The organism is Streptomyces diacarni, assembly GCF_003323715.1.
Classification (GTDB): Bacteria; Actinomycetota; Actinomycetes; order Streptomycetales; family Streptomycetaceae; genus Streptomyces; species Streptomyces diacarni.
Genome location: NZ_QOIN01000040.1, coordinates 90,984 through 111,337, shown reverse-complemented (window position 1 = coordinate 111,337; position 20,354 = coordinate 90,984). Strand labels below are relative to the sequence as shown.

General features: G+C 72.9%; 18 protein-coding genes. 11 read left to right on the top strand and 7 right to left on the bottom strand.

The annotated features are described in order from the left end of the window. Positions 1-220 precede the first annotated feature (220 nt). Positions 221-2,965, top strand: a complete 2,745-nt coding sequence (ppdK, locus tag DTL70_RS11960) for a pyruvate, phosphate dikinase (protein WP_114021890.1) — start codon at positions 221-223, stop codon at positions 2,963-2,965. A gap of 177 nt (positions 2,966-3,142) precedes the next feature. Here the strand turns inward: ppdK and trxA are convergent, their stop codons facing one another. Both trxA and DTL70_RS11950 read right to left on the bottom strand, forming a co-directional pair. Next, positions 3,143-3,484, bottom strand: coding sequence for a thioredoxin (gene trxA, locus DTL70_RS11955; protein WP_425470349.1), 342 nt, complete (start codon positions 3,482-3,484; stop codon positions 3,143-3,145). Next, positions 3,484-3,972, bottom strand: coding sequence for a MerR family transcriptional regulator (locus DTL70_RS11950; RefSeq protein WP_114021888.1), 489 nt, complete (start codon positions 3,970-3,972; stop codon positions 3,484-3,486). The genes trxA and DTL70_RS11950 overlap by 1 nt, the downstream gene beginning before the upstream one ends. Positions 3,973-4,183: 211 nt before the next feature. Between DTL70_RS11950 and DTL70_RS11945 the strand changes: the two genes are divergently transcribed. Then, positions 4,184-5,785 carry a glycoside hydrolase family 20 zincin-like fold domain-containing protein gene (locus DTL70_RS11945; protein ID WP_114021887.1) on the top strand — a complete coding sequence of 534 codons (1,602 nt, stop codon included), beginning with the start codon at positions 4,184-4,186 and terminating at the stop codon, positions 5,783-5,785. 27 nt (positions 5,786-5,812) lie between these two features. On the opposite strand, the gene DTL70_RS11940 is transcribed toward DTL70_RS11945, so the two are convergent. Together DTL70_RS11940 and DTL70_RS11935 are read right to left on the bottom strand one after the other, a co-directional pair. Further along, positions 5,813-6,610, bottom strand: coding sequence for a response regulator transcription factor (locus DTL70_RS11940; RefSeq protein WP_114021886.1), 798 nt, complete (start codon positions 6,608-6,610; stop codon positions 5,813-5,815). Further along, positions 6,607-7,527 (bottom strand): oxidoreductase, encoded by a 921-nt coding sequence (locus DTL70_RS11935; protein WP_114021885.1) that lies wholly within the window; start codon positions 7,525-7,527, stop codon positions 6,607-6,609. Before DTL70_RS11935 ends, DTL70_RS11940 begins: the two co-directional genes overlap by 4 nt. Positions 7,528-7,705: 178 nt before the next feature. Here DTL70_RS11935 and aroQ point away from each other — a divergent pair, with 178 nt between their 5' ends. Further along, positions 7,706-8,221: a type II 3-dehydroquinate dehydratase gene (gene aroQ, locus DTL70_RS11930; RefSeq protein ID WP_114021884.1), complete on the top strand. Its 516-nt coding sequence runs from the start codon at positions 7,706-7,708 to the stop codon at positions 8,219-8,221. 77 nt (positions 8,222-8,298) lie between these two features. Here the strand turns inward: aroQ and DTL70_RS11925 are convergent, their stop codons facing one another. Both DTL70_RS11925 and DTL70_RS11920 read right to left on the bottom strand, forming a co-directional pair. Continuing rightward, entirely contained in the window at positions 8,299-8,622 is a 324-nt protein-coding gene (locus DTL70_RS11925) for a cupin domain-containing protein (RefSeq protein ID WP_114021883.1), read from the bottom strand. 21 nt (positions 8,623-8,643) lie between these two features. Next, entirely contained in the window at positions 8,644-9,147 is a 504-nt protein-coding gene (locus tag DTL70_RS11920) for an SDR family oxidoreductase (protein ID WP_181860887.1), read from the bottom strand. A 224-nt stretch (positions 9,148-9,371) separates the two neighbouring features. Here DTL70_RS11920 and DTL70_RS11915 point away from each other — a divergent pair, with 224 nt between their 5' ends. After that, positions 9,372-10,373 carry an AraC family transcriptional regulator gene (locus tag DTL70_RS11915; RefSeq protein WP_114021956.1) on the top strand — a complete coding sequence of 334 codons (1,002 nt, stop codon included), beginning with the start codon at positions 9,372-9,374 and terminating at the stop codon, positions 10,371-10,373. Positions 10,374-10,463: 90 nt separating this feature from the next. After that, positions 10,464-11,171 (top strand): helix-turn-helix transcriptional regulator, encoded by a 708-nt coding sequence (locus tag DTL70_RS11910; RefSeq protein ID WP_114021882.1) that lies wholly within the window; start codon positions 10,464-10,466, stop codon positions 11,169-11,171. Here DTL70_RS11910 and DTL70_RS11905 read toward each other — a convergent pair. Further along, positions 11,168-11,560, bottom strand: coding sequence for a VOC family protein (locus DTL70_RS11905; RefSeq protein ID WP_114021881.1), 393 nt, complete (start codon positions 11,558-11,560; stop codon positions 11,168-11,170). The two genes, DTL70_RS11910 and DTL70_RS11905, sit on opposite strands and share 4 nt — an antisense overlap. Before the next feature lie 155 nt (positions 11,561-11,715). Here DTL70_RS11905 and cutA point away from each other — a divergent pair, with 155 nt between their 5' ends. The 6 genes from cutA to DTL70_RS11875 all read left to right on the top strand — a co-directional run bounded on the left by cutA (position 11,716) and on the right by DTL70_RS11875 (position 20,245). Beyond that, the gene (gene cutA, locus DTL70_RS11900) at positions 11,716-12,066 is read left to right on the top strand and encodes a divalent-cation tolerance protein CutA (RefSeq protein ID WP_114021880.1); all 351 of its coding nucleotides are present in this window, start codon (positions 11,716-11,718) and stop codon (positions 12,064-12,066) included. Between the two features lie 57 nt (positions 12,067-12,123). Then, a complete protein-coding gene (locus DTL70_RS11895; RefSeq protein ID WP_114021879.1) occupies positions 12,124-13,458 on the top strand; it encodes a deoxyguanosinetriphosphate triphosphohydrolase in 1,335 nt (444 codons plus the stop codon). A gap of 180 nt (positions 13,459-13,638) precedes the next feature. Further along, positions 13,639-14,904: an NAD(P)/FAD-dependent oxidoreductase gene (locus DTL70_RS11890; protein WP_114021878.1), complete on the top strand. Its 1,266-nt coding sequence runs from the start codon at positions 13,639-13,641 to the stop codon at positions 14,902-14,904. A 154-nt stretch (positions 14,905-15,058) separates the two neighbouring features. Further along, on the top strand, positions 15,059-16,801 hold the full coding sequence (locus DTL70_RS11885) for a pyruvate dehydrogenase (protein WP_114021877.1): 1,743 nt from the start codon (positions 15,059-15,061) through the stop codon (positions 16,799-16,801). A gap of 63 nt (positions 16,802-16,864) precedes the next feature. Further along, a complete protein-coding gene (gene dnaG / locus DTL70_RS11880) occupies positions 16,865-18,778 on the top strand; it encodes a DNA primase (protein ID WP_114021876.1) in 1,914 nt (637 codons plus the stop codon). Positions 18,779-19,000: 222 nt separating this feature from the next. Then, entirely contained in the window at positions 19,001-20,245 is a 1,245-nt protein-coding gene (locus tag DTL70_RS11875; RefSeq protein WP_114021875.1) for an RNA polymerase sigma factor, read from the top strand. Positions 20,246-20,354 lie beyond the last annotated feature (109 nt).

The following is a 20,354-nucleotide window of genomic DNA, read 5'->3' as shown; positions in this document are numbered from 1 at the left end:
GTCGCGTTCCGTCCGCAAGGCGGCCCGCCGCGCTCCTCAGCGTCATCATCCGTTCGGTTTCTGAATGCAGCGGCCAATCAGCCTCAACCGGTCAGTACTTTCGATCTCTCGGCAGACGGGTGGTTACAGCCGGGTGACATGCCGCTGGACGTACTCGCAAGCCTTTGATCTGGGTACGCTCCCCGCCGTCAGGGCAACCGACCACGAGGAGCCGAGTCCGGTGCCGGTTCACGCGAAGAACACAAAGTCCGCGGTAGACGCGCAGCAGACCAAGTACGTCTACGACTTCAGTGAGGGCAACAAGGACCTCAAGGGCCTCCTCGGTGGCAAGGGAGCCAACCTCGCCGAGATGAACAACCTCGGCCTGCCCGTCCCTCCGGGCTTCACCATCACCACCGAGGCGTGCAAGGCCTACCTCGACTCCGGCGAGGCCCCCGCCCAGCTGCGGGACGAGGTGAGCGCTCACCTGAGCGCGCTCGAGGAGCGCATGGGGAAGAAACTCGGCCAGGCCGACGACCCGCTGCTCGTCTCGGTGCGCTCCGGTGCCAAGTTCTCCATGCCCGGCATGATGGACACGGTCCTCAACATCGGCCTGTCCGACGAGTCCGTGCACGGGCTCGCCGCCCAGTCGGGCGACGAGCGCTTCGCCTGGGACTCCTACCGGCGCCTCATCCAGATGTTCGGGGACACCGTGCTCGGCATCCACGGCGAACGCTTCGCCGAGACGCTGGAGGAGGCCAAGACCGCGCGCGGCGCCACCACCGACGTGGACCTGAGCGCCGAGGCGCTGAAGGAACTGGTCACCAAGTTCAAGAACATCGTCTCCGAGGAGACGGGGCGCGACTTTCCCCAGGACCCGCGCGAACAGATGGACCTGGCCGTGCGCGCGGTCTTCGATTCGTGGAACGGCAGCCGCGCCCGGCTCTACCGCCGCCAGGAGCGCATCCCGCACGACCTGGGCACCGCCGTCAACATCTGCTCGATGGTCTTCGGCAACCTCGGCCCCGACTCGGGCACCGGCGTCGCCTTCACCCGCGACCCCGCCAGCGGCCAGCAGGGCGTCTACGGCGACTACCTGCAGAACGCGCAGGGCGAGGACGTCGTCGCCGGCATCCGCAACACCGTGCCGCTCGCCGACCTCGAAGCGCTCGACAAGGCGTCCTACGACCAGCTCATGCAGATCATGGAGACCCTGGAGAACCACTACAGGGACCTGTGCGACATCGAGTTCACGATCGAGCGCGGCAAGCTGTGGATGCTCCAGACGCGGGTGGGCAAGCGCACCGCGGCGGCCGCGTTCCGCATCGCCACCCAACTCGTCGACCAGGGGCTCATCGACGAGGCCGAGGCGCTGCGCCGCGTCAACGGCAGCCAGCTCGCCCAGCTGATGTTCCCCCGCTTCGACGCAGGCGGGGGCGTGGAGAACGCCGACCAGATCGGCTGGGGCATCGCCGCCTCGCCGGGCGCGGCCGTCGGCAAGGCGGTCTTCGACTCCTACACGGCCATCAAGTGGTCCAGGTCGGGCGAGAAGGTCATCCTCATCCGCCGCGAGACCAACCCCGACGACCTCGACGGCATGCTCGCCGCCGAGGGCATCCTCACCTCGCGCGGCGGCAAGACCTCGCACGCCGCCGTCGTCGCCCGCGGCATGGGCAAGACCTGCGTGTGCGGCGCCGAGGAACTGGAGGTCGACACCAAGCGGCGCTGCCTCAAGGCCCCGGGCGGGAAGGTCGTCGAGGAGGGCGACGTCGTCTCCATCGACGGCTCCACCGGCAAGGTCTACGCCGGTGAGGTGCCGGTCGTGCCCTCCCCGGTCGTGGAGTACTTCGAGGGCCGTATGCACGCCGGCGCCGACGACGCCGACGAGCTGGTCAAGGCCGTGCACCGGATCATGGCCTACGCGGACCGGGTGCGCCGTCTGCGGGTGCGGGCCAACGCCGACAACGCCGAGGACGCCGCACGCGCCCGCAGGTTCGGCGCCCAGGGCATCGGGCTGTGCCGCACCGAGCACATGTTCCTCGGCGAGCGGCGCGAGTTGGTCGAGCGGCTCATCCTGGCCGACACCGAGGAGGAGCGGAAGCGGGCGCTGCACGCCCTCCTGCCCCTCCAGCAGGGCGACTTCGTCGAGCTGTTCGAGTCGATGGACGGGCTGCCCGTGACGGTGCGGCTGCTCGACCCGCCGCTGCACGAGTTCCTGCCCGACATCACCGAGCTGTCCGTACGGGTCGCGCTCGCGGAGTCCCGCAAGGACGCCAACGAGAACGACCTGCGGCTCCTCCAGGCCGTGCACCGGCTGCACGAGCAGAACCCCATGCTGGGCCTGCGCGGTGTCCGCCTCGGGCTGGTCATCCCCGGGCTGTTCACCATGCAGATCCGCGCCATCGCCGAGGCCGCGGCCGAGCGCAAGGCCGGCGGCGGCGACCCCCGCGCCGAGATCATGATTCCGCTGGTGGGCACCGTGCAGGAGCTCGAACTCGTCCGCGAGGAGGCGGAAGAGGTCATCAACGAGGTGGAGCAGGAGCGGGGCGTCGACCTCGGGCTCTCCCTCGGCACCATGATCGAGCTGCCGCGGGCCGCGCTCACGGCGGGCCAGATCGCCGAGTGCGCCGACTTCTTCTCCTTCGGCACCAACGACCTCACCCAGACGGTGTGGGCCTTCAGCCGGGACGACGTGGAGGCCAGCTTCTTCACCGCCTACCTGGAGAAGGGCATCTTCGGCGTCTCCCCGTTCGAGACCATCGACAAGGACGGCGTCGGCTCGCTGGTCCGCAGCGCCGCTGAGGCGGGCCGGGCCACCCGTCCCGACCTCAAGCTCGGTGTCTGCGGCGAGCACGGCGGCGACCCCGAGTCGGTGCACTTCTTCCACGAGGTCGGCCTCGACTACGTCTCCTGCTCGCCGTTCCGTATCCCGGTGGCACGTCTGGAGGCGGGCCGCGCTGCGGCCCAGCCGGAGACCTCGGCGTAGCGCCGGCCAGTACCCACCCCGGGCTCCCTTCCGCTCTCCACCCTCACCGCGGAAGGGGCCCGGTTCCCGAGGAGGCGGCACCCGTGCGGGGGTGCCGCCTCCTTCATGTGCGCGGGCCGGCCTTCGTGCCGTACCCGCGTCAGTGGAGCCGGGCGCGGGAGCCCGCACGGGCGGGTCTCACCGCGTCTCCTCCAGGCCCAGCGCCTCCACCAGGCGGCGTTCGGGATGGGCGCCGACCACCGAGCGGGTGGGCTCGCCGTCCCGGAAGAGGACGAGGGTGGGCATCGACATGACGCTGTAGGCGGCCTGCGTGGCCGGATTGCGGTCCACGTCGAGGGAGACCACTTTCAGGGTGCCCTCGCGCTCGGCGGCGATGTGGGCGAGCACCGGGGCGACCATGCGGCACGGCGGGCACCAGTCGGCGGTGAAGTCCACCAGTACCGGAACCTCGGAGCGGAGCACCTCCTCGGCGAACGTCTCGTCGGTGACCTCGGGCAGGTGGGCGGTCCTCGTACTCATCATTCTCCCTCGGCGTCGTGCGGGTGCGGCGGAGCGGGTGTGTGGGGCGGGACCGTTGCGTGCGGCACGGCCGGTGGGTGCGTCGGCGGTGCCAGCTCGCAGCGCGGGGGCGGGCCCTGCGGCAATCCGGCCGCCGCCTCGACCTCGGCGCGCGCGAGCCGCGCGTCGACCTCGTCCCGCACCAGGCGCAGTTCGGCGATGCAGGCGTCCAGTTCGGCCAGTTTGCGGCGGTAGACCTCCAGCGAGTCGGGACAGGAGTCGCCCGCCGGGTGGCCCGCGCGCAGGCACTCCACGAAGGGCCGGGTCTCCTCCAGCTCGAAGCCGTGGTCCCGCAGCGTCCTGATCTGCCGCAGCACCGCGAGGTCGTTCTCGCCGAACGTGCGGTGCCCGTGGGCGTCGCGGGCCACCCGCAACAGGCCCCGTGCCTCGTAGTAGCGCAGTGTCCTGGTGGTGGTGCCCGCGCGTTTGGCCAGCTCCCCGATGCGCATCAGGCCCGCGTCCCTCCGTTGTCCGTCGCCGTTTCCGCTGTCGTGCGCGGTGCTGTGCACGCTCTGTGTGTGCGGTGCTGTGCACGCTATGCGTTGACGCCGACGTCAACGCAACGGTGTGCGGAGGGTATTGCCGCATACGACGCGAGTGGTATACACCACTGACCGCATGGTGTCCGATGTTCGTTCGTGTTCTCTCAAGGGAGCTGCGATGACAGAAGACGAGATTCTCCGACCGACACGTCGGACGGTGACAGCGGCGGGCGTCACAGCCGTGGCCGCGGGAGGGCTGGCAGGACCCTTCGCGTCCCGCGCCACCGCGGCCCCGCGCCAGGCGGCCGCGGGCGAAGCCCCCTTCGTCGTACCGGCCCTGCGCGCATGGCAGGCGGGAGCGGGCGAGTTCCGCCTCACCCCCGCCGCCCGCGTCGTGGCCGAGGGCGGCGACCGCAGGCTGCTGCGGCTCGCACGCACCGTGCGCGACGAGTTGGAGGAGACCACCGGTGTGCGCACCCGCACCCCGGTCAGCGACCACGGCCGCCGCCCGCGGCACGGCGAGATCCGCCTCGTCCTCGACGACTCCGCGCACCACCCGCCCGCGGGCGAGCGCTACCGTGCCGAGGGCTACCGCCTCACCGCCACCCGCGACCACCTGCGCCTCGAAGCCCCCGCCTACGCCGGCGTGTACCACGCGACCCGCAGCCTGCTGCAGATCCTCACCGGATCCGGCGCCCGCACCGTCCCCGCGGGCGAGGCCGTCGACTGGCCCGACTACCCGCGCCGCGGCTTCATGCTGGACGTGGGGCGCCGCTACTTCACGCCGGCCTTCCTCCGCGATGTCATACGGCTGCTCGGCTGGTTCAAGTTCAACGACTTCCAGATCCACCTCAACGACAACGAGATCCAGCCGCCCGGCGGCGACTGGAGCAACGCACAGTCCGCGTTCCGCCTCGCGAGCGACGCGCCCAGGTGGGCGGGCCTGACCGCCCGCGACGGCTCCTACGACCGCGCCACCTGGGACTCCTTCGAAGACCTCGCCGAACAGTGCGCCGTGCGGCTCACCCCCGAGTTCGACGCCCCCGCGCACTCCCGCGCCTTCGTCTCCCACCGCCCCGACATCGGCCTGGACGGCGGCAACTCCGACCACCTCGATCTGGGCAACCCGGCGGCCACGGCCTACATGAAGGACCTCTTCAGCCACTTCACCCCGTGGTTCCGCAGCCCCGTCGTGCACTTCGGCGCGGACGAGTACGGCGGCCCCGTCGAGCACTACCACGCCTACTTCGACGCCATGGCGGCCCACCTGAAACAGCTCGGCAAGCGGCCCGCGGCCTGGGGCAGCCTCAGCCGGCTCGGCGGTACCGCCGAGGGATACGACCGCGATGTGCGCGTCTACAGCTGGAACAACGGCTGGTACGGGCCGCAGGCCCTCAAGAAGGACGGCTTCGAGTTCGTCAACATCAACGACGCGACCCTCTACATCGTGCCGTTCGCGGACTACTACCACGGGCAGGGCCTCGACGGGCGGTACCTGTACGAGCAGTGGGCCCCGCACGTCTTCCCCGACGGGCAGAGCGTGACACCTCTCGATCCGGCGCTGCGGGGCGCGATGTTCGCCGTCTGGAACGACCTCGTGCACGAGGACTACACCGAGAGGGACGTGTACGGCCTGGTCGACAAGACACTCGGTGTCCTGGCCCGGCGCATGTGGCACGCGGACGACAGCGGACCCGACTACGACACCTTCCAGCGCGGCGTCGCCTCCCTGGGCCTGGGCCCCGGCCTGGAACTGCTGGGAGCAGACGAGAGGCCCTAGCCACCAGGTCCCGTGCCGGCCGGACGGTCAGACCGGGTGGTAGCGGCGCTCCGGGCGGCCCGTCGTGCCGTATCTGAGGGTGACCCGCGCGGTGCCGGTGGCCACGAAGTGCTCCAGGTAGCGGCGCGCGCTCACCCGGGACAGGCCGCTGTGCCGGGCGCACTCGGAGGCTGAGAGGCCCGCCTGGGCGCAGCTCGCGTCGAGCGTCGCACGTACCAGCGCTGACGTCTGCTCGGTCAGTCCCTTGGGAAGCGGGCCCCGGCGGGTGGCGAGCGCCCCACCCGCCGGGACCTCACCCTGCGGGGAGGGCACACCCGCGCCCACGGCCCCGGGCGCGGGTGTGGGCGGACGCACGGGAGCGGGCGTGCGCTGCGGCGCGCCCGTACCGGCGCCCGTGAAGACCCGGTCCAGTTCGTCCTGCCCGGGCGAGGCCAGCTCCTCGAACTCCCGCCGGTCGCGCGCGTACCGTTCGAGACGCTCGACCAGCAGCCGCCCCTCGAACGGCTTGACGACGTACTGCACCGCACCCCCGTGCCGCGCGGCCCGCACACTGGCCGCGTCCCGCGCCGCCGTGATCACGAGCACGTCGGGGCCGCCGCCGGGCGCGCCGTCACCCCGCAGCCGCCGCAGCACCTCGAGACCGCTGACATCCGGCAGGTACAGATCGAGCAGCACCAGGTCGGGGGCCAGCTCCCGGACCAGGGATTGCGCCTGCGCGCCGCTGTGCGCCACCCCGCTCACCTCGAAGCCCGGCACCCTCGACACCAGCGTGCTGTGCAGGCGAGCCACCATGAAGTCGTCGTCGACGACCAGTACGCGGATCACGAGGGCACCCCGTACGCGACCCCCGTCAGCTCCTCCGAGGCCGCCCACAGGCGCTGGGCCGCCGCGTCGTTCAGCGTCCAGGGTGCCCGCAGCGAGGGGGCGGGCGCGCCCCGCCAGCTCGCCAGCCGGGGCCCGGTGAAGGAGTCGGCGCCCACGCTGGGCGCCGTCGCGGCGTACAACGCCGGCAGCGCGCCTGCCTCGGCGGACTGCGCGACCACCCGGTTGCCCCACTGCATGACGCGCTCGGCCGCCCTCCTGCCCTCCATGCGCGGGCTCGCGCTCTGCAGGTTCGTCGCCGCGTAGCCGGGGTGCGCCGCCGCGGCGATCAGCGGCGTGTCGGCCAGCCGCCCGGCCAGCTCGTGGGTGAAGAGCAGGTTGGCTGTCTTGGACCGCCCGTAGGCGATCCAGCGCCGGTAGGAGCGCTCGCTGTTCAGGTCGGTGATGTCGATGTTGCCCAGCAGGTGCATAACGCTGGAGACGGTGACCACCCGGGGGGCGGAAGAGGCCAGGAGCCTGTCCAGCAGCAGCCCGGTGAGGGCGAAGTGCCCCAGGTGGTTGACGCCGAACTGCCTCTCGAAGCCGTCCGCCGTACGGCCGTACGGCAGCGCCATGACCCCCGCGTTGTTGACCAGCAGGTCCACCCGCTCGTCCGGCAGCTCCTTGGCGAACGCGCTCACCGAGGCCAGGTCGCCCAGGTCGAGCAGGCGCAGCTCGGCGCGCGGCCCCGCCTCCGGCAGCTCCCGCACGAGCCGGTCGCGGGCCAGGCGTCCGCGCTCCTCGTCGCGGCAGGCGAGGACGACGCGCGCGCCGCGCCGTGCCAGCTCCCTGGCCGTGACGAAACCCAGCCCGCTGTTGGCGCCGGTCACCACCGCGGTGCGGCCGCTCTGGTCGGGGATGTTCCGCGCTGTCCAGCCCATCGCTCGCCCTGCTCCTCGCCTCGCTCGCGCCCGTCCGTGCGGGGGCTCTCCTTCGGAGGCTAGCGGCACCTCCACCCCCGGTCGAGGTCGGCGGTAACCGCGGCGGGGCGTACCGGAGCCACGAGCCCGGCCGGCTCCACGCGGGCCCCCGGCTCCGGGCGGGTTCTAGGCTGCCTCCATGAACGCGACTTCCTCCCCGTCCTCCGCCGAGACGTCCGCTTTCGCGGCGCCCCACGTGCTGCTGCTGCACGGCCCCAACCTCAACCTGCTGGGCGAGCGCGACCGAGACACCTACGGCAGCACGACCCTGCGGGACGTCGAGGAGCGCACCACGGCGCTCGGCAAGGAACTCGGCGCCGAGGTGCGCTGCGCTCAGAGCAACAGCGAGGGCACGCTCATCGACCTGATCCACGCCACCCGAGGCAGCGACGACGGCATCGTCTTCAACCCGGGCGCCTACGCGCACTACAGCTACGCGCTGCGCGACGCGCTGGAGGCCGTCACCGGGCTCGGTATCCCCTGCGTGGAGGTGCATATCTCCAACGTCCACGCCCGCGAGCCGTTCCGGCACGCCTCCGTGACGGCACCGGTGTGCCAGGGCATGGTCTCGGGCCACGGCGTCTTCGGGTACGAACTGGCGCTGCGCTCCGTCCTGCACCGGATCGGGGAGTGGGGCAGCCGGAAGGCGGTCTGAGCCGCCTCGCCGGACCCGCCTCACCCGCTCGTCCGGCCCGCCCCGCCAGGGGGCCGGACCGTTTCACCCGGCGTGCCTCACTCGGTGCCCGTCACCGTCGTGAGGATGAAGACCGAGTCCTCCAGCGCCAGCACCCCGTGCCGCAGGTGCGGAATCCGCTGGATCTGCCCGGCGGCGACGTCCTGGTCGGCGGTGCCCTCGGTGATCCTGACACTGCCCTGCAGGACGTGCAGGCTCGCCGCGGGGGGAGCGTTGTGCTCCTCCAGGGCCGAGCCCTGGGTCAGCGCGATGACGGTCTGCCGCAGCGGCCCGTCGTGCAAGAAGAGGTACGCGCTGCGGCCGTGCGGGTCTTTCCTCGCCAGGGCCAGGTGCTCGGCTGCCAGTGCGGTCGTATCGTCCATGCGTCCATCGTGCCTCGCACGTCACACGATGCAACCGGTCGACCCGCGCGGGAGCCCGCGCGATTCCCTCCGCTTCCCCCGCAGGCCGCTCGCCTCGGCCACCTGCCGGGTGGTCTCCCCGAAGGTGAGCAGGCGGGGACCCGTCAGGTCGTGGACGCGCCCGTGGTGTCCTTCCCCGGTGAGCGCGGCCACCGCGGCGTCGGCGGCGTCGTCGGCGTCCTCGGCGTCGATGAAGGGCTCGCGCACACCGTCGGCGGGGAAGGGCAGTTCGCCGCCGAGGACGAACGGGAGGAAGACGCCCTCGCTGGAGTTCCGGAAGAACCAGCTGGTGCGCGGGACGGTCCACTCCACGTCCGCCCGGCGCAGCGCCCGCTCGGTGGGCGCGGCCAGGTCCTCGCCTCGCGCGGACAGCAGCACCAGCCGCCGCACACCGGCGTGCGCGGCGCGCTGTGCGAACGCGCCGCTCGCCTCGGCGACTCCCGGTGCGCCGACGTCGGGCTGGCAGATCACGAAGACGGCTCGCACGCCGTGCAGTCTCGTTTGCGTGCCGCGTCGTGTTCTCGATTTCTCGGTCATGCCGTCAGCCAACGCCGCCCGGCGGCCGTGGCACCTCGCTCAACGGCTCAGCCCCATGTCCGCGCGTCTAAGCTGCCTTCGTGACGGCGACCGGGGCGGGGAACGGGCGGACGAGCGGCGTGGGAAACGGTGCGGGGCCCTGGGAGGCGGTGCGGCCCGGCGACGGGGACGGGATGGCCGAGGCACTGGCCGAAGTGCTGAGCGGAGCACGGGCGACCGGCGGGCTGCTGCACCGGGCGGTGCTCGCGCCGCCCTGGGGCGTACGCGTCCAGGACGGGGCGCCGCTGGCGGTCGCCTCCCTGGTGCGCGGTGAGGGCTGGGTCCTCCCCACCGCCGCTGCGGATCCGTGGCCGGGAGGCCCCGGGCCCGGGCCCGAACCCGGGGACCGGCCCGGGCCGATACCGCTCGCCCCCGGTGACGTGGCGGTACTGCGCGGGCCCGACCCCTACGTGCTCGCCGACGATCCGGCGACCCCGCCCGACCTGCTGATCCAGCCCGGCGACTGCTGCACCAGCGTGGACGGCGTCGACCTGTGCGAGGAGATCGCCCTCGGCGTGCGCACCTACGGCCGCGACCCGGACGCCCCCACCGTCCTGCTCAGCGGCGGCTATCAGCTGCACGGCGACCTGAGCAGCCGGCTGCTGGACGCGCTGCCCCCGGTGCTGGTGCTGCGCGGCACGGAGTGGGACGCGGGGCTGATGGCGCTCGTCGAGCAGGAGATCGTCAGGGACGCGCCCGGCCAGCAGCTGGTGCTCGACCGGGTGCTCGACCTGCTGCTGGTGTCGGTGCTGCGGGCCTGGTTCGCCCGCCCCGAGGCGGACGCGCCCGCCTGGTACCGCGCCCAGAGTGATCCCGTGGTCGGCGTCGCGCTGCGGCTGCTGCACGAACAGCCGGGGCACGGCTGGACGGTGGCCTCACTGGCCGCCAAGTCCGGCGTCTCCCGCGCGAGCCTCGCCCGGCGGTTCACCGAACTGCTGGGCGAGCCGCCCATGGCCTACCTCGCGCAGCGGCGCATCGACCTGGCCGCACGGCTGCTGCGGGAGCCGGGGGCCACGCTGGCAGCCGTCGCACGCCGGGTGGGCTACGCGGACGGCTTCGCGCTCAGCGCCGCCTTCAAGCGCGTGCGGGGGGTCAGCCCGGCGGAGTACCGCGCGGGGCAGCCCGTCCGGGGCTGAGACGTCCGGGGGTGAGAGGGTCGGGGCTGAGACGGCACGCGCGCGCCTCTCGCGGGTCCGGATGTCGGTGCCGGCAGGCATGCTGGGCGGATGTACCAGGAGAGGGCTTCGCGGGTGCCGGGAGCCGTGGCGTGGTCCCGCGCCGCGGTCGCGCCCGGCACGAGCGGGCGGGTGCTGCCCGACGGCTGCATGGACCTGCTGTGGTGGAACGGCGAACTGGTCGCCGCGGGCCCCGACACCCGCGCGTACGTGACCACGGAGCGCCGGGGACTGCCGGTGTTCGGGGTGCGCCTGGCGCCGGGGGCGGGCCCGCGCGCCTTCGGCGTACGCGCCTGGGAGCTGTGCGATCAGCGGGTGCCGCTCCAGGCTCTGTGGCCGGACCGCCGGGTGCGCGGACTGCGCGAACGGATCGCGCACGCCGCAGACCCGCTGGCCGCGCTGGAACAGGCCGCCGCCGGAGCGCTGGCCGCCGGGGAGGCCGAGGCCCCCGATCCGCGGGCCGCCGCGCTGACCGAGGCGGTCGCCGTCCTGTTGCGTCGCGGCGCCGGCGTCGCACGGACCGCAGGGCACGTCGGCCTGAGCGAGCGTCAGCTGCACCGCCGCTGCCGGGACGCCTTCGGCTACGGACCCAAGACGCTGGCTCGGGTGCTGCGCTTGCAGCGGGCACTGCGCGCGGCCGGTTCCGGGCTGCCCCTCGCCGAGACCGCCGCGCGGGCCGGCTACGCCGACCAGGCGCACCTCACCCGCGAGGTGCGCGCCCTCACCGGCCTGACCCCCTCGAAGCTCCTGCGGCCCTAGTTCTCTGCGAACAGGTCGATGCCGTTGCCGTCCGGGTCCAGTACGACGGCGTAGCGCTGTCCCCAGGGGGCGTCCCACGGCGCGTGGCGGCCCTCGTGTCCGGCGTCTGTCAGTTCGGCGTACGCCGTGTCGACCTCGGCGGGGGAGTCGCACAGGAACGCGAGGCCGACGCGTCCTGCCCCGTGCGGCGGGGCGCTCCAGTCGCTGTCGAACGAGCGCACTGTCTCTTCCGTGTCCCACGCCAGCCGCAGCCCGCCGGGCCCGGCGGCCTCCACATGCGCTTCGGTGTCCGCGTCCGCGGGGATGTCGAGTCCCAGCCGCCGGTAGAAGGCCAGCGAGGCGGCCATGTCAGCGGTGACGATGCCGATCAGGTCGAGTCGAGGTGTCATACGTGCACGCTAGGCGCGGGGCGTGCGCGGGTTCTTGAACGAATCGGACGCCTCCGGGCGGGCAGCCAGGACCGGCCGCTCGGACCGGCCCCGTGAGCGGGCCCCTAGATCCGGCCGCCGCTCTGACCGGCCCTCGGGGGGATTACCGTGGCGGCATGGCTGAGGCTTTGAGCGTGTTGACGACCGTGGGGTCGCAGGAGGAGGCGCGGGTGCTCGCGGCGGGAGCCGTGGAGCGGAGGGTCGCGGCGTGCGCGCAGATCAGCGGCGCCGTCACCTCCGTGTACCGGTGGGAGGGCGCCGTGCAGACGGACCCGGAGTGGCAGGTGCTGTTCAAGACGGCCGCCGGCTCCTACGACGCGCTGGAGTCCTACCTGAGCGAGGCCCATCCGTACGACGTCCCGGAGATCATCGCCACCCCGCTCGTGCGCGGCAGCGCCGCGTACCTGGAGTGGGTCCGCCAGGAGACCCAGGAGCCCCAGGAGCCCCCCAAGACCCAGGGGGCTTAGGAGACCCAGGAGCCCCAGGGGGCTCGGGAAGGCCCGTCCTCCGGTTACCGTCGGCGTATGCACGCCACGTACGGCACACCCGCTGCGGAGGGCCCCGGCGCCCGCCAGGGGCCGAGGTACGCGCCGTCGGACATCGCACGCTGGGTGCCGGAGCCGGACAAGCGCCCGGGGCGTACGGCCTTCCAGCGGGACCGCGCCCGGGTACTGCACTCGGCGGCGTTGCGCCGTCTCGCGGGCAAGACGCAGGTCGTCGCGCCCGAGACCGCGGCACCCTCGTGGGACGCGTCGCCGCGTACCCGGCTGACGCACTCCCTCGAATGCGCCCAGGTCGGCCGCGAGCTGGGCGCCTCGCTGGGCTGCGACCCGGATCTGGTGGAGACCGCGTGTCTGGCGCACGACCTGGGGCACCCCCCGTTCGGGCACAACGGCGAGGCCGTGCTCGACGAGATCGCCGCGCCGGCGGGCGGTTTCGAGGGGAACGCCCAGTCGCTGCGGCTGCTGTCCCGGCTGGAGCCCAAGCGGTTCTCCGCGGAACCCGCCGGGCAGGCGCCCGTGGGGCTGAACCTGACGCGGGCCGCGCTGGACGCCGCGACGAAGTACCCGTGGCGCCGGGGCGCACATCCAACGGACCCGGCGTCGGGCAAGTTCGGCGTCTACGACGACGACCTGCCGGTCTTCCACTGGCTGCGCGAGGGCGCACCCCGGGGCCGCACCTGCTTCGAGGCGCAGGTCATGGACTGGTCGGACGATGTGGCCTACTCGGTGCACGACCTGGAGGACGGCATCAGGGCGGGCCACCTTCAGCCGCGGTCGCTGCGTTCGGGGCCCGAGCGCGGCGACGTCTTCGCCTGCGCCGCAGCCCGCTACGCGCCGGGCGCGGACGAGGCGGAGCTGGCCGCCGCGCTGGACCGGCTGCTCGCCCAGGAATGGTGGCCGCACGAGCACGACGGCACGGCGCTGGCGCAGGCCGGGCTGAAGGACGCGACCAGTCAGCTGATCGGCCGCTTCGCCCTGGCCGCCGAGGCGGCGACCCGCGCCGCCTACGGCTCGGGGCCGCTGACCCGGTACGGGGCCGAGCTGATCGTGCCGGAGCCCGCCCGGCTGGAGTGCGCGGTCCTCAAGGCGGTCGTCGACTGCCACGTGATGCAGCGCCCGGAGCTGGAGCGGCTGCGGGTGGAGCAGCGCGCCGTCCTCCGCGAGCTGGCCGAGGCCCTGCTGGCCCGCGCGCCCGAGGGGCTGGACGCGCAGTACGCCGACCTGTACGAGGAGGCGGCCGGCGCCGGGGGAGCGGCGGCGGCGCGGCTGCGCGTGGTCGTCGACCAGATCTCCACGCTCACCGACGCCGCGGCCCGTTCCCTCCATCAGGTGATGACAGCGGGCATGAGGATGTGAGGGTGAGCGAGCGGTGCGGAACCCGCCACGGTGCCCGCACGTCCCTTACGCACCCCTGCCTCTTCCCGCGCATGGTGCGATGAGGGACGCTCACGGTGAACGCGCACAGCTGAACGACGGGGGACGACAGCACGGCCCGTGGGGGCCGGCTCTTCAAGGGGATTCGAGGAGGAGCTTCAAGTGGTGGACGCACACCGTACGTTCGTCATCGTCGGCGGGGGGCTCACGGGGGCGAAAGCCGCCGAGGCCCTGCGCGCCGAGGGGTTCACGGGCCGCGTGATCCTGATCGGTGACGAGCGTGAGCATCCCTACGAGCGTCCCCCGCTCTCCAAGGGCTTCCTCACCGGTTCGGCCGAACGCGGCAGCGTCTTCGTGCACGAGCCCGCCTGGTACGCGGCGGCCGACATCGAGCTGCACCTGGGCCAGCCCGCCGTCCAGCTCGACCTGGAGAGCAGGGCGGTCAGGATGGGCGACGGCACCCGTGTCCACTACGACAAGCTGCTGCTGGCCACCGGTGCCGAGCCGCGCCGGCTGGAGATCCCCGGCACCGACCTGGCGGGCGTGCACCACCTGCGCCGCCTCGCGCACGCCGAGCGGCTGCGCGGGGTGCTGACGGCGCTTGGCCAGGAGAACGGCCATCTGGTCATCGCGGGGGCGGGCTGGATCGGCCTGGAGGTGGCGGCAGCGGCGCGTACGTACGGGGCGGAGGTCACCGTCATCGAGGCGGAGCCCACCCCGCTGCACACGGTGCTCGGCCCCGAGCTGGGGGCGCTCTTCGCCGACCTGCATCGCGAGAAGGGCGTCAGGTTCCACTTCGGCGCCCGGCTCACCCGGATCGCGGGCGCTGACGGGATGGTGCAGACGGTGCACACCGACGACGGCGACGAGCATCCGGCGCACGACGTCGTCGCCGCCATCGGGGCCGCGCCGCGCACGGCGCTGGCCGAGGCGGCGGGCCTGGAGACGGCCCCCGGGCCCGGCGGCGGCATCGCGGTGGACGCCTCGCTGCGCACCAGCGACCCCGATGTCTTCGTGGCAGGTGACGCCGCCGCCGTGCAGCATCCGCTGCTGGGCAGGCGGCTGCGGGTCGAGCACTGGGCCAACGCGCTGAACGGCGGCCCGGCCGCCGCCCGCGCGATGCTCGGCAAGGACGTGTCCTACGACCGGGTGCCCTACTTCTTCTCCGACCAGTACGAGCTGGGCATGGAGTACTCGGGTTACGCGCCGCCGGGCTCCTACGACCAGGTGGTGTGCCGGGGGGACGTGGGCAAGCGGGAGTTCGTCGCCTTCTGGCTGAGCGGGGGCCGGGTGCTGGCGGGGATGAACGTCAACGTCTGGGACGTCGCGGGAGCGGTCCAGGACCTGGTCCGCTCGGGTGTCGTGGTGGACCCGGAGGCGCTGGCCGATCCGGGCGTGCCGCTGGAGTCGCTGGGTGCCACGGCGTGATGCGGGGGCGCCACGGCGTGATGCCGGGCGCGACGGTGTGATGCCGGGGCGGCGCGTGGGGGATATGTTGCGGAAAGGAACGGCAGGCCGTGCCGGCGCCGGACGGCGGACCCTCGGCGCCGCCCTGCCGCGGCGAGCGAAGGACGAGTGAGCGATGGCGAAGCAGACGGTGGCCGAGCAGTTCGTCGACACGCTGGTGCGGTCCGGCGTCGAACGCCTGTATGGGGTGGTGGGGGACAGTCTCAACCCGGTCGTGGACGCCATCCGGCGCAACCCGGCCATCGACTGGATCCAGGTCAGGCACGAGGAGGCCGCCGCCTTCGCCGCCGGGGCCGAGGCGCAGCTGAGCGGGAAGCTCACCGCGTGCGCCGGCTCCTGCGGCCCGGGCAACCTGCACCTGATCAACGGCCTCTTCGACGCGCACCGCTCCATGGCACCCGTGCTGGCGCTGGCCTCGCACATCCCCAGCAGCGAGATCGGCACCCGCTTCTTCCAGGAGACCCACCCCGACCGGCTCTTCGTGGAGTGCAGCCACTACAGCGAGCTGATCTCCAGCGAGCAGCAGATGCCGCGCGTCCTGCAGACGGCCGTCCAGCACGCGGTGGGGCAGCAGGGCGTCAGCGTCGTCGCGCTCCCGGGCGACCTGGCCTCCCAGCCGGCGCCCGAGGCGCCGGTGGAGCACGCGCTGGTCACCTCCCGGCCCACGGTGCGTCCGGGAGACGCGGAGATCGACGCGCTGGTGCGCATGATCGACGAATCCGACAAGATCACCCTGTTCTGCGGCGCGGGCACCGCGGGCGCGCACGCCGAGGTCATGGAGTTCGCCGAGCGGATCAAGTCCCCGGTCGGGCACGCGCTGCGCGGCAAGGAGTGGATCCAGTACGACAACCCCTACGACGTCGGCATGAGCGGACTGCTCGGATACGGCGCCGCCTACGAGGCCACCCACGAGTGCGATCTGCTGATCCTGCTGGGCACCGACTTCCCGTACAACGCGTTCCTGCCCAAGGACTGCAAGATCGTCCAGGTGGACGTGCGGCCCGAGCACCTGGGCCGCCGCACCCAGCTCGACCTGGCCGTGTGGGGCGACGTGCGCGAGACGCTGCGCTGCCTCACCCCGCGTGTGCCGCTCAAGACGAACCGCAGGTTCCTCGACCGGATGCTCAAGAAGCACGCCGAGGCACTGGAAGGCGTCGTCAGCGCCTACACCCGCAAGGTCGACAAGCACACCCCGATCCACCCCGAGTACGTCGCCTCCCTGCTGGACGAGGAGGCCGCCGACGACGCCGTCTTCACCGTGGACACGGGCATGTGCAACGTGTGGGCGGCCCGCTACATCACCCCGAACGGGCGGCGCCGGGTGATCGGCTCCTTCAGCCACGGGTCGATGGCCAACGCCGTTCCGCAGGCCGTCGGCGCCCAGCTCCTGGACCGGGACCGGCAGGTCATCTCCATGTCGGGCGACGGCGGCTTCGCCATGCTGATGGGCGAGTTCCTCACGCTGGTCCAGTACGACCTGCCGGTCAAGGTGGTGCTGTTCAACAACTCCTCGCTGGGCATGGTCGAGCTGGAGATGATGGTGGACGGCATGCCGGCGTACGGGACGAACAACCGCAATCCGGACTTCGCGGCGCTCGCGCAGGCCGCGGGCGCTTACGCGGTCCGCGTCGAGAAGCCCAAGCACCTGCGGGGCGCCCTCAAGGACGTGCTGGGGCACAAGGGTCCTGCGCTGATCGACGTGGTCACCGACCCGCACGCCCTCTCGCTCCCGCCGAAGATCACCCGGGAGCAGGTGAGCGGCTTCGCCCTCTCGGCGGGGAAGACGGTGCTGGACGGCGGCGTGGGCCGGATGGTCCAGATGGCCAGGTCCAACCTGCGCAACGTCCCGCGGCCCTGAGCGCGGGGGCCGCGGACCGGACCACGGGGCGGGGCTGTCACCGGGGCGCCGTAGACTTTCCGTGTGGCTGGAAGGATCAATGACGAGGATGTGAAGGCGGTACGGGACGCGGTCCCGATCGACTCCGTCGTCTCCGAGTACCTCCAGCTGCGCAACGCGGGCGGCGGCAACCTCAAGGGCCTGTGCCCCTTCCACGACGAGAAGTCCCCCTCCTTCCACGTCAGCCCGAGCAAGGGGTTCTATCACTGTTTCGGCTGCCAGGAGGGCGGGGACACCCTCGACTTCGTGATGAAGGTCGACCACCTGTCCTTCTCCGAGTCCGTCGAGCGGCTCGCGGCCCGCGCCGGCATCACCCTCCGCTACGAGGAGGGCGGCTACGGCCGCGCCTCGCAGCAGGGCGAGCGCACCCGGTTGGTCGAGGCCCACAAGAGCGCCGCCCGGTTCTACACCGAGCAGTTGGACGGGCCCGAGGCCGAGATCGCCCGCCGCTTCCTCGCGGAGCGCGGTTTCGACCAGGAGGCGGCCCGGCACTTCGGCATCGGCTACTCCCCGGCGGGCTGGGACCACCTGGTGCGGTATCTGCGCGGGCAGGGCTTCACCGACAAGGAGCTGACACTCTCGGGGCTCGCCCAGGAGGCGCGCAACGGTCGGCCCATCGACCGTTTCCGCGGCCGGCTGATGTGGCCCATCCGCGACATCACGGGTGACGTCGTCGGCTTCGGCGCCCGCAAGCTGCGCGAGGACGACCAGGGCCCGAAGTACCTGAACACGCCCGAGACGCCGATCTACCGCAAGTCCCAGGTGCTCTACGGCATCGACCTGGCCAAGCGGGAGATCGCCAAGGCCAACCGCGCCGTGGTCGTCGAGGGCTACACGGACGTCATGGCCTGCCACCTGGCCGGGGTCACCACGGCCATCGCCACCTGCGGCACCGCCTTCGGCGGGGAGCACGTGAAGATCCTGCGCCGGGTGCTGATGGACAACGCGCAGTCGGAGGTCGTCTTCACCTTCGACGGCGACGCGGCGGGCCAGAAGGCGGCCCTGCGCGCTTTCGAGGACGACCAGAAGTTCGCAGCGCGCACCTGGATCGCGATCACGCCCGGCGGGATGGACCCGTGCGACCTGCGGCTGGCCGAGGGCGACGAGGCGGTCGCCAAGGTGGTCGAGGGCCGCACCCCGCTCTTCGACTTCGCGATGCGCTCGATCGTGGACCGGCACAACCTGGACACCGCGGAGGGCAGGTCGGCCGCGCTGGAGGAGGTCGCCCCGGTCGTCGTCCAGATCAAGGACCCCTCCATCCGGCAGGGTTACGCGGTGCGGCTGGCGGGCCTGCTGGGCATCGTGGACGAGGAGTTCGTCGTCCGCCGCGTCGCCCAGCTCGCCCGCTGGGCGCGCGAGCGCGGCCAGTCCTCCCCGCGCGGCCCCCAGGGCGCCCGGCGGCACGAGGCCCCCGCCGTGCAGGCGCCGTTCGTGCCGCGCGGTCCGGCGCTGAACCTGCGCAGTCCGGCGCACCGGGTCGAGCGGGAGCTGCTCAAGCTGGCGCTCCAGCGCCCGGAGCTGGTCTCTCCCGCGTTCGACGCCTACGGGGCCGACGAGTTCACCGCGCCGCCCTACGCCGTGGTGCGGCAGGCGCTGGAGTCGGCGGGCGGCGCCGAGGCGGGGATCTCCGACAGCGGCTTCCTGGGCCGGGTGCGGGACGCCGTCCCGGACGACACCGTGCGGTCGCTGGTGACCGAGCTGGCCGTCGAGCCGTTGCGCAGCTCGCGCAGCCGCGATGTCGACGAGGCGTACGCGGGGGAGCAGTTGGTCGCCGTGCGGCGCGCCGCCGTGCTGGCCCGGATCGCCGAGCTGGAGGGCGCGGCGCGCCGTCTGGAGGCCCGGGGGGAGTACGAGCGGTCGGCGGGGGTGCGGCAGCAGATCTGGACGCTCCAGCAGTACGGTACGGCGCTGCGCGAGCGGGGCGCGGCGGCGCTCTGATCCGCCTGCCCCGCTCACGGTGTAGGGGCCGGGCCGGGCCGGGCCGGGCCGGGGCCGGGGCCGGGGCAGGAGCGGAGCTCCGGGTTCCGTCCCCTTGGTGTGCCCGCGCCTCCCCCGCCCCTTGCGTGTGTAGCGGGTCGTGCGCTGAGGGTCACATGCGGGGGAAAAACTGCGCGCACGCCCCTCGTGGCCGGGCTGTGTCCTGCCCCACACTGGTGAGCGGTGCCTGAGTCCTCGGAGCGGGGCGGTGTCGGCCAGGACGGGTCGCGATCCCCCGCGGATGCGCACATATCGAACGGGATGGAGCGCGGCCCGGCCGCAGCCGTCCCCGTCTCGCACGCCGCCCCCGAACCGGCAGCGATCACCATGGAGGTCGCCCCCGTGCAGACCCGGACCCTGAACGCGGCGCCTGCCGCCGCCCCGGCAACGCCCCTCGCCCCGCACACCGTTCCCCTCGTCGCGCCGCCCCAGCCGGTGCCCGAGCCCCTCACCGCCCAGGAGACCGTACCGGCGGCCGATCCTGAGCCGGCCGCGCGCCGGGAGCCGGCCGCCACCGGGCCCTCGGCGGACCTCTTCCGCCAGTACCTGCGCGAGATCGGCCGCATACCCCTGCTGACGGCGGCCGAGGAGGTGGAGCTGGCCCGCCGCGTGGAGGCGGGACTCTTCGCCGAGGAGAAGCTCGGCAACACGCCCGAGCTGGAGGGTGCGCTCGCCCTCGACCTCGACCGCCTCGTGGTGCTCGGCAGGGTGGCCAAGCGCCGCCTGATAGAGGCGAATCTGCGGCTGGTCGTCTCCGTCGCCAAGCGTTTCGTCGGGCGGGGGCTGACGATGCTCGACCTCGTGCAGGAGGGCAACCTCGGCCTGATCCGCGCGGTGGAGAAGTTCGACTACGCGCGCGGCTTCAAGTTCTCGACGTACGCGACCTGGTGGATCCGCCAGGCCATGTCCCGCGCCCTGGCCGACCAGGCCCGGACGATCCGCGTCCCGGTGCACGTCGTCGAGCTGATCAACCGGGTGGTGCGCATCCAGCGCCGGCTGCTCCAGGAGCGCGGTTATGAGCCGGCGCACGAGGAGGTCGCCTCCGAACTCGGGCTCACCGCGGAGCGGGTGAGCGAGGTGCTGCGGCTCGCTCAGGAACCGGTCTCCCTGCACGCGCCCGTGGGGGAGGAGGACGACGTCAACCTCGGCGACCTGATCGAGGACGGTGACGCGGCCTCCCCCGTGGAGTCGGCCGCCTTCCTGCTGCTGCGCGAGCACCTGGAGGCCGTGCTCTCCACCCTCCAGGAACGCGAACGCCGGGTCGTCCAGCTGCGGTACGGGCTGATCGACGGCCGCCCGCGCACGCTGGAGGAGATCGGCAATCTCTTCGGCGTCACGCGGGAGCGCATCCGGCAGATCGAGTCGAAGACGCTCACCAAGTTGCGGGAGCACGCCTTCGCCGACCAGTTGCGTGGTTACCTGGATTGAGGCGACTGAGGGGGCTCGCGGCGGCCGAGGGGACAGGGGCGGCCGGTGCGCCCTTGTCAGCGTGTTCCCTTCCTCTCCATAATCACGGCATTCGCTTGGCATGCGCCCG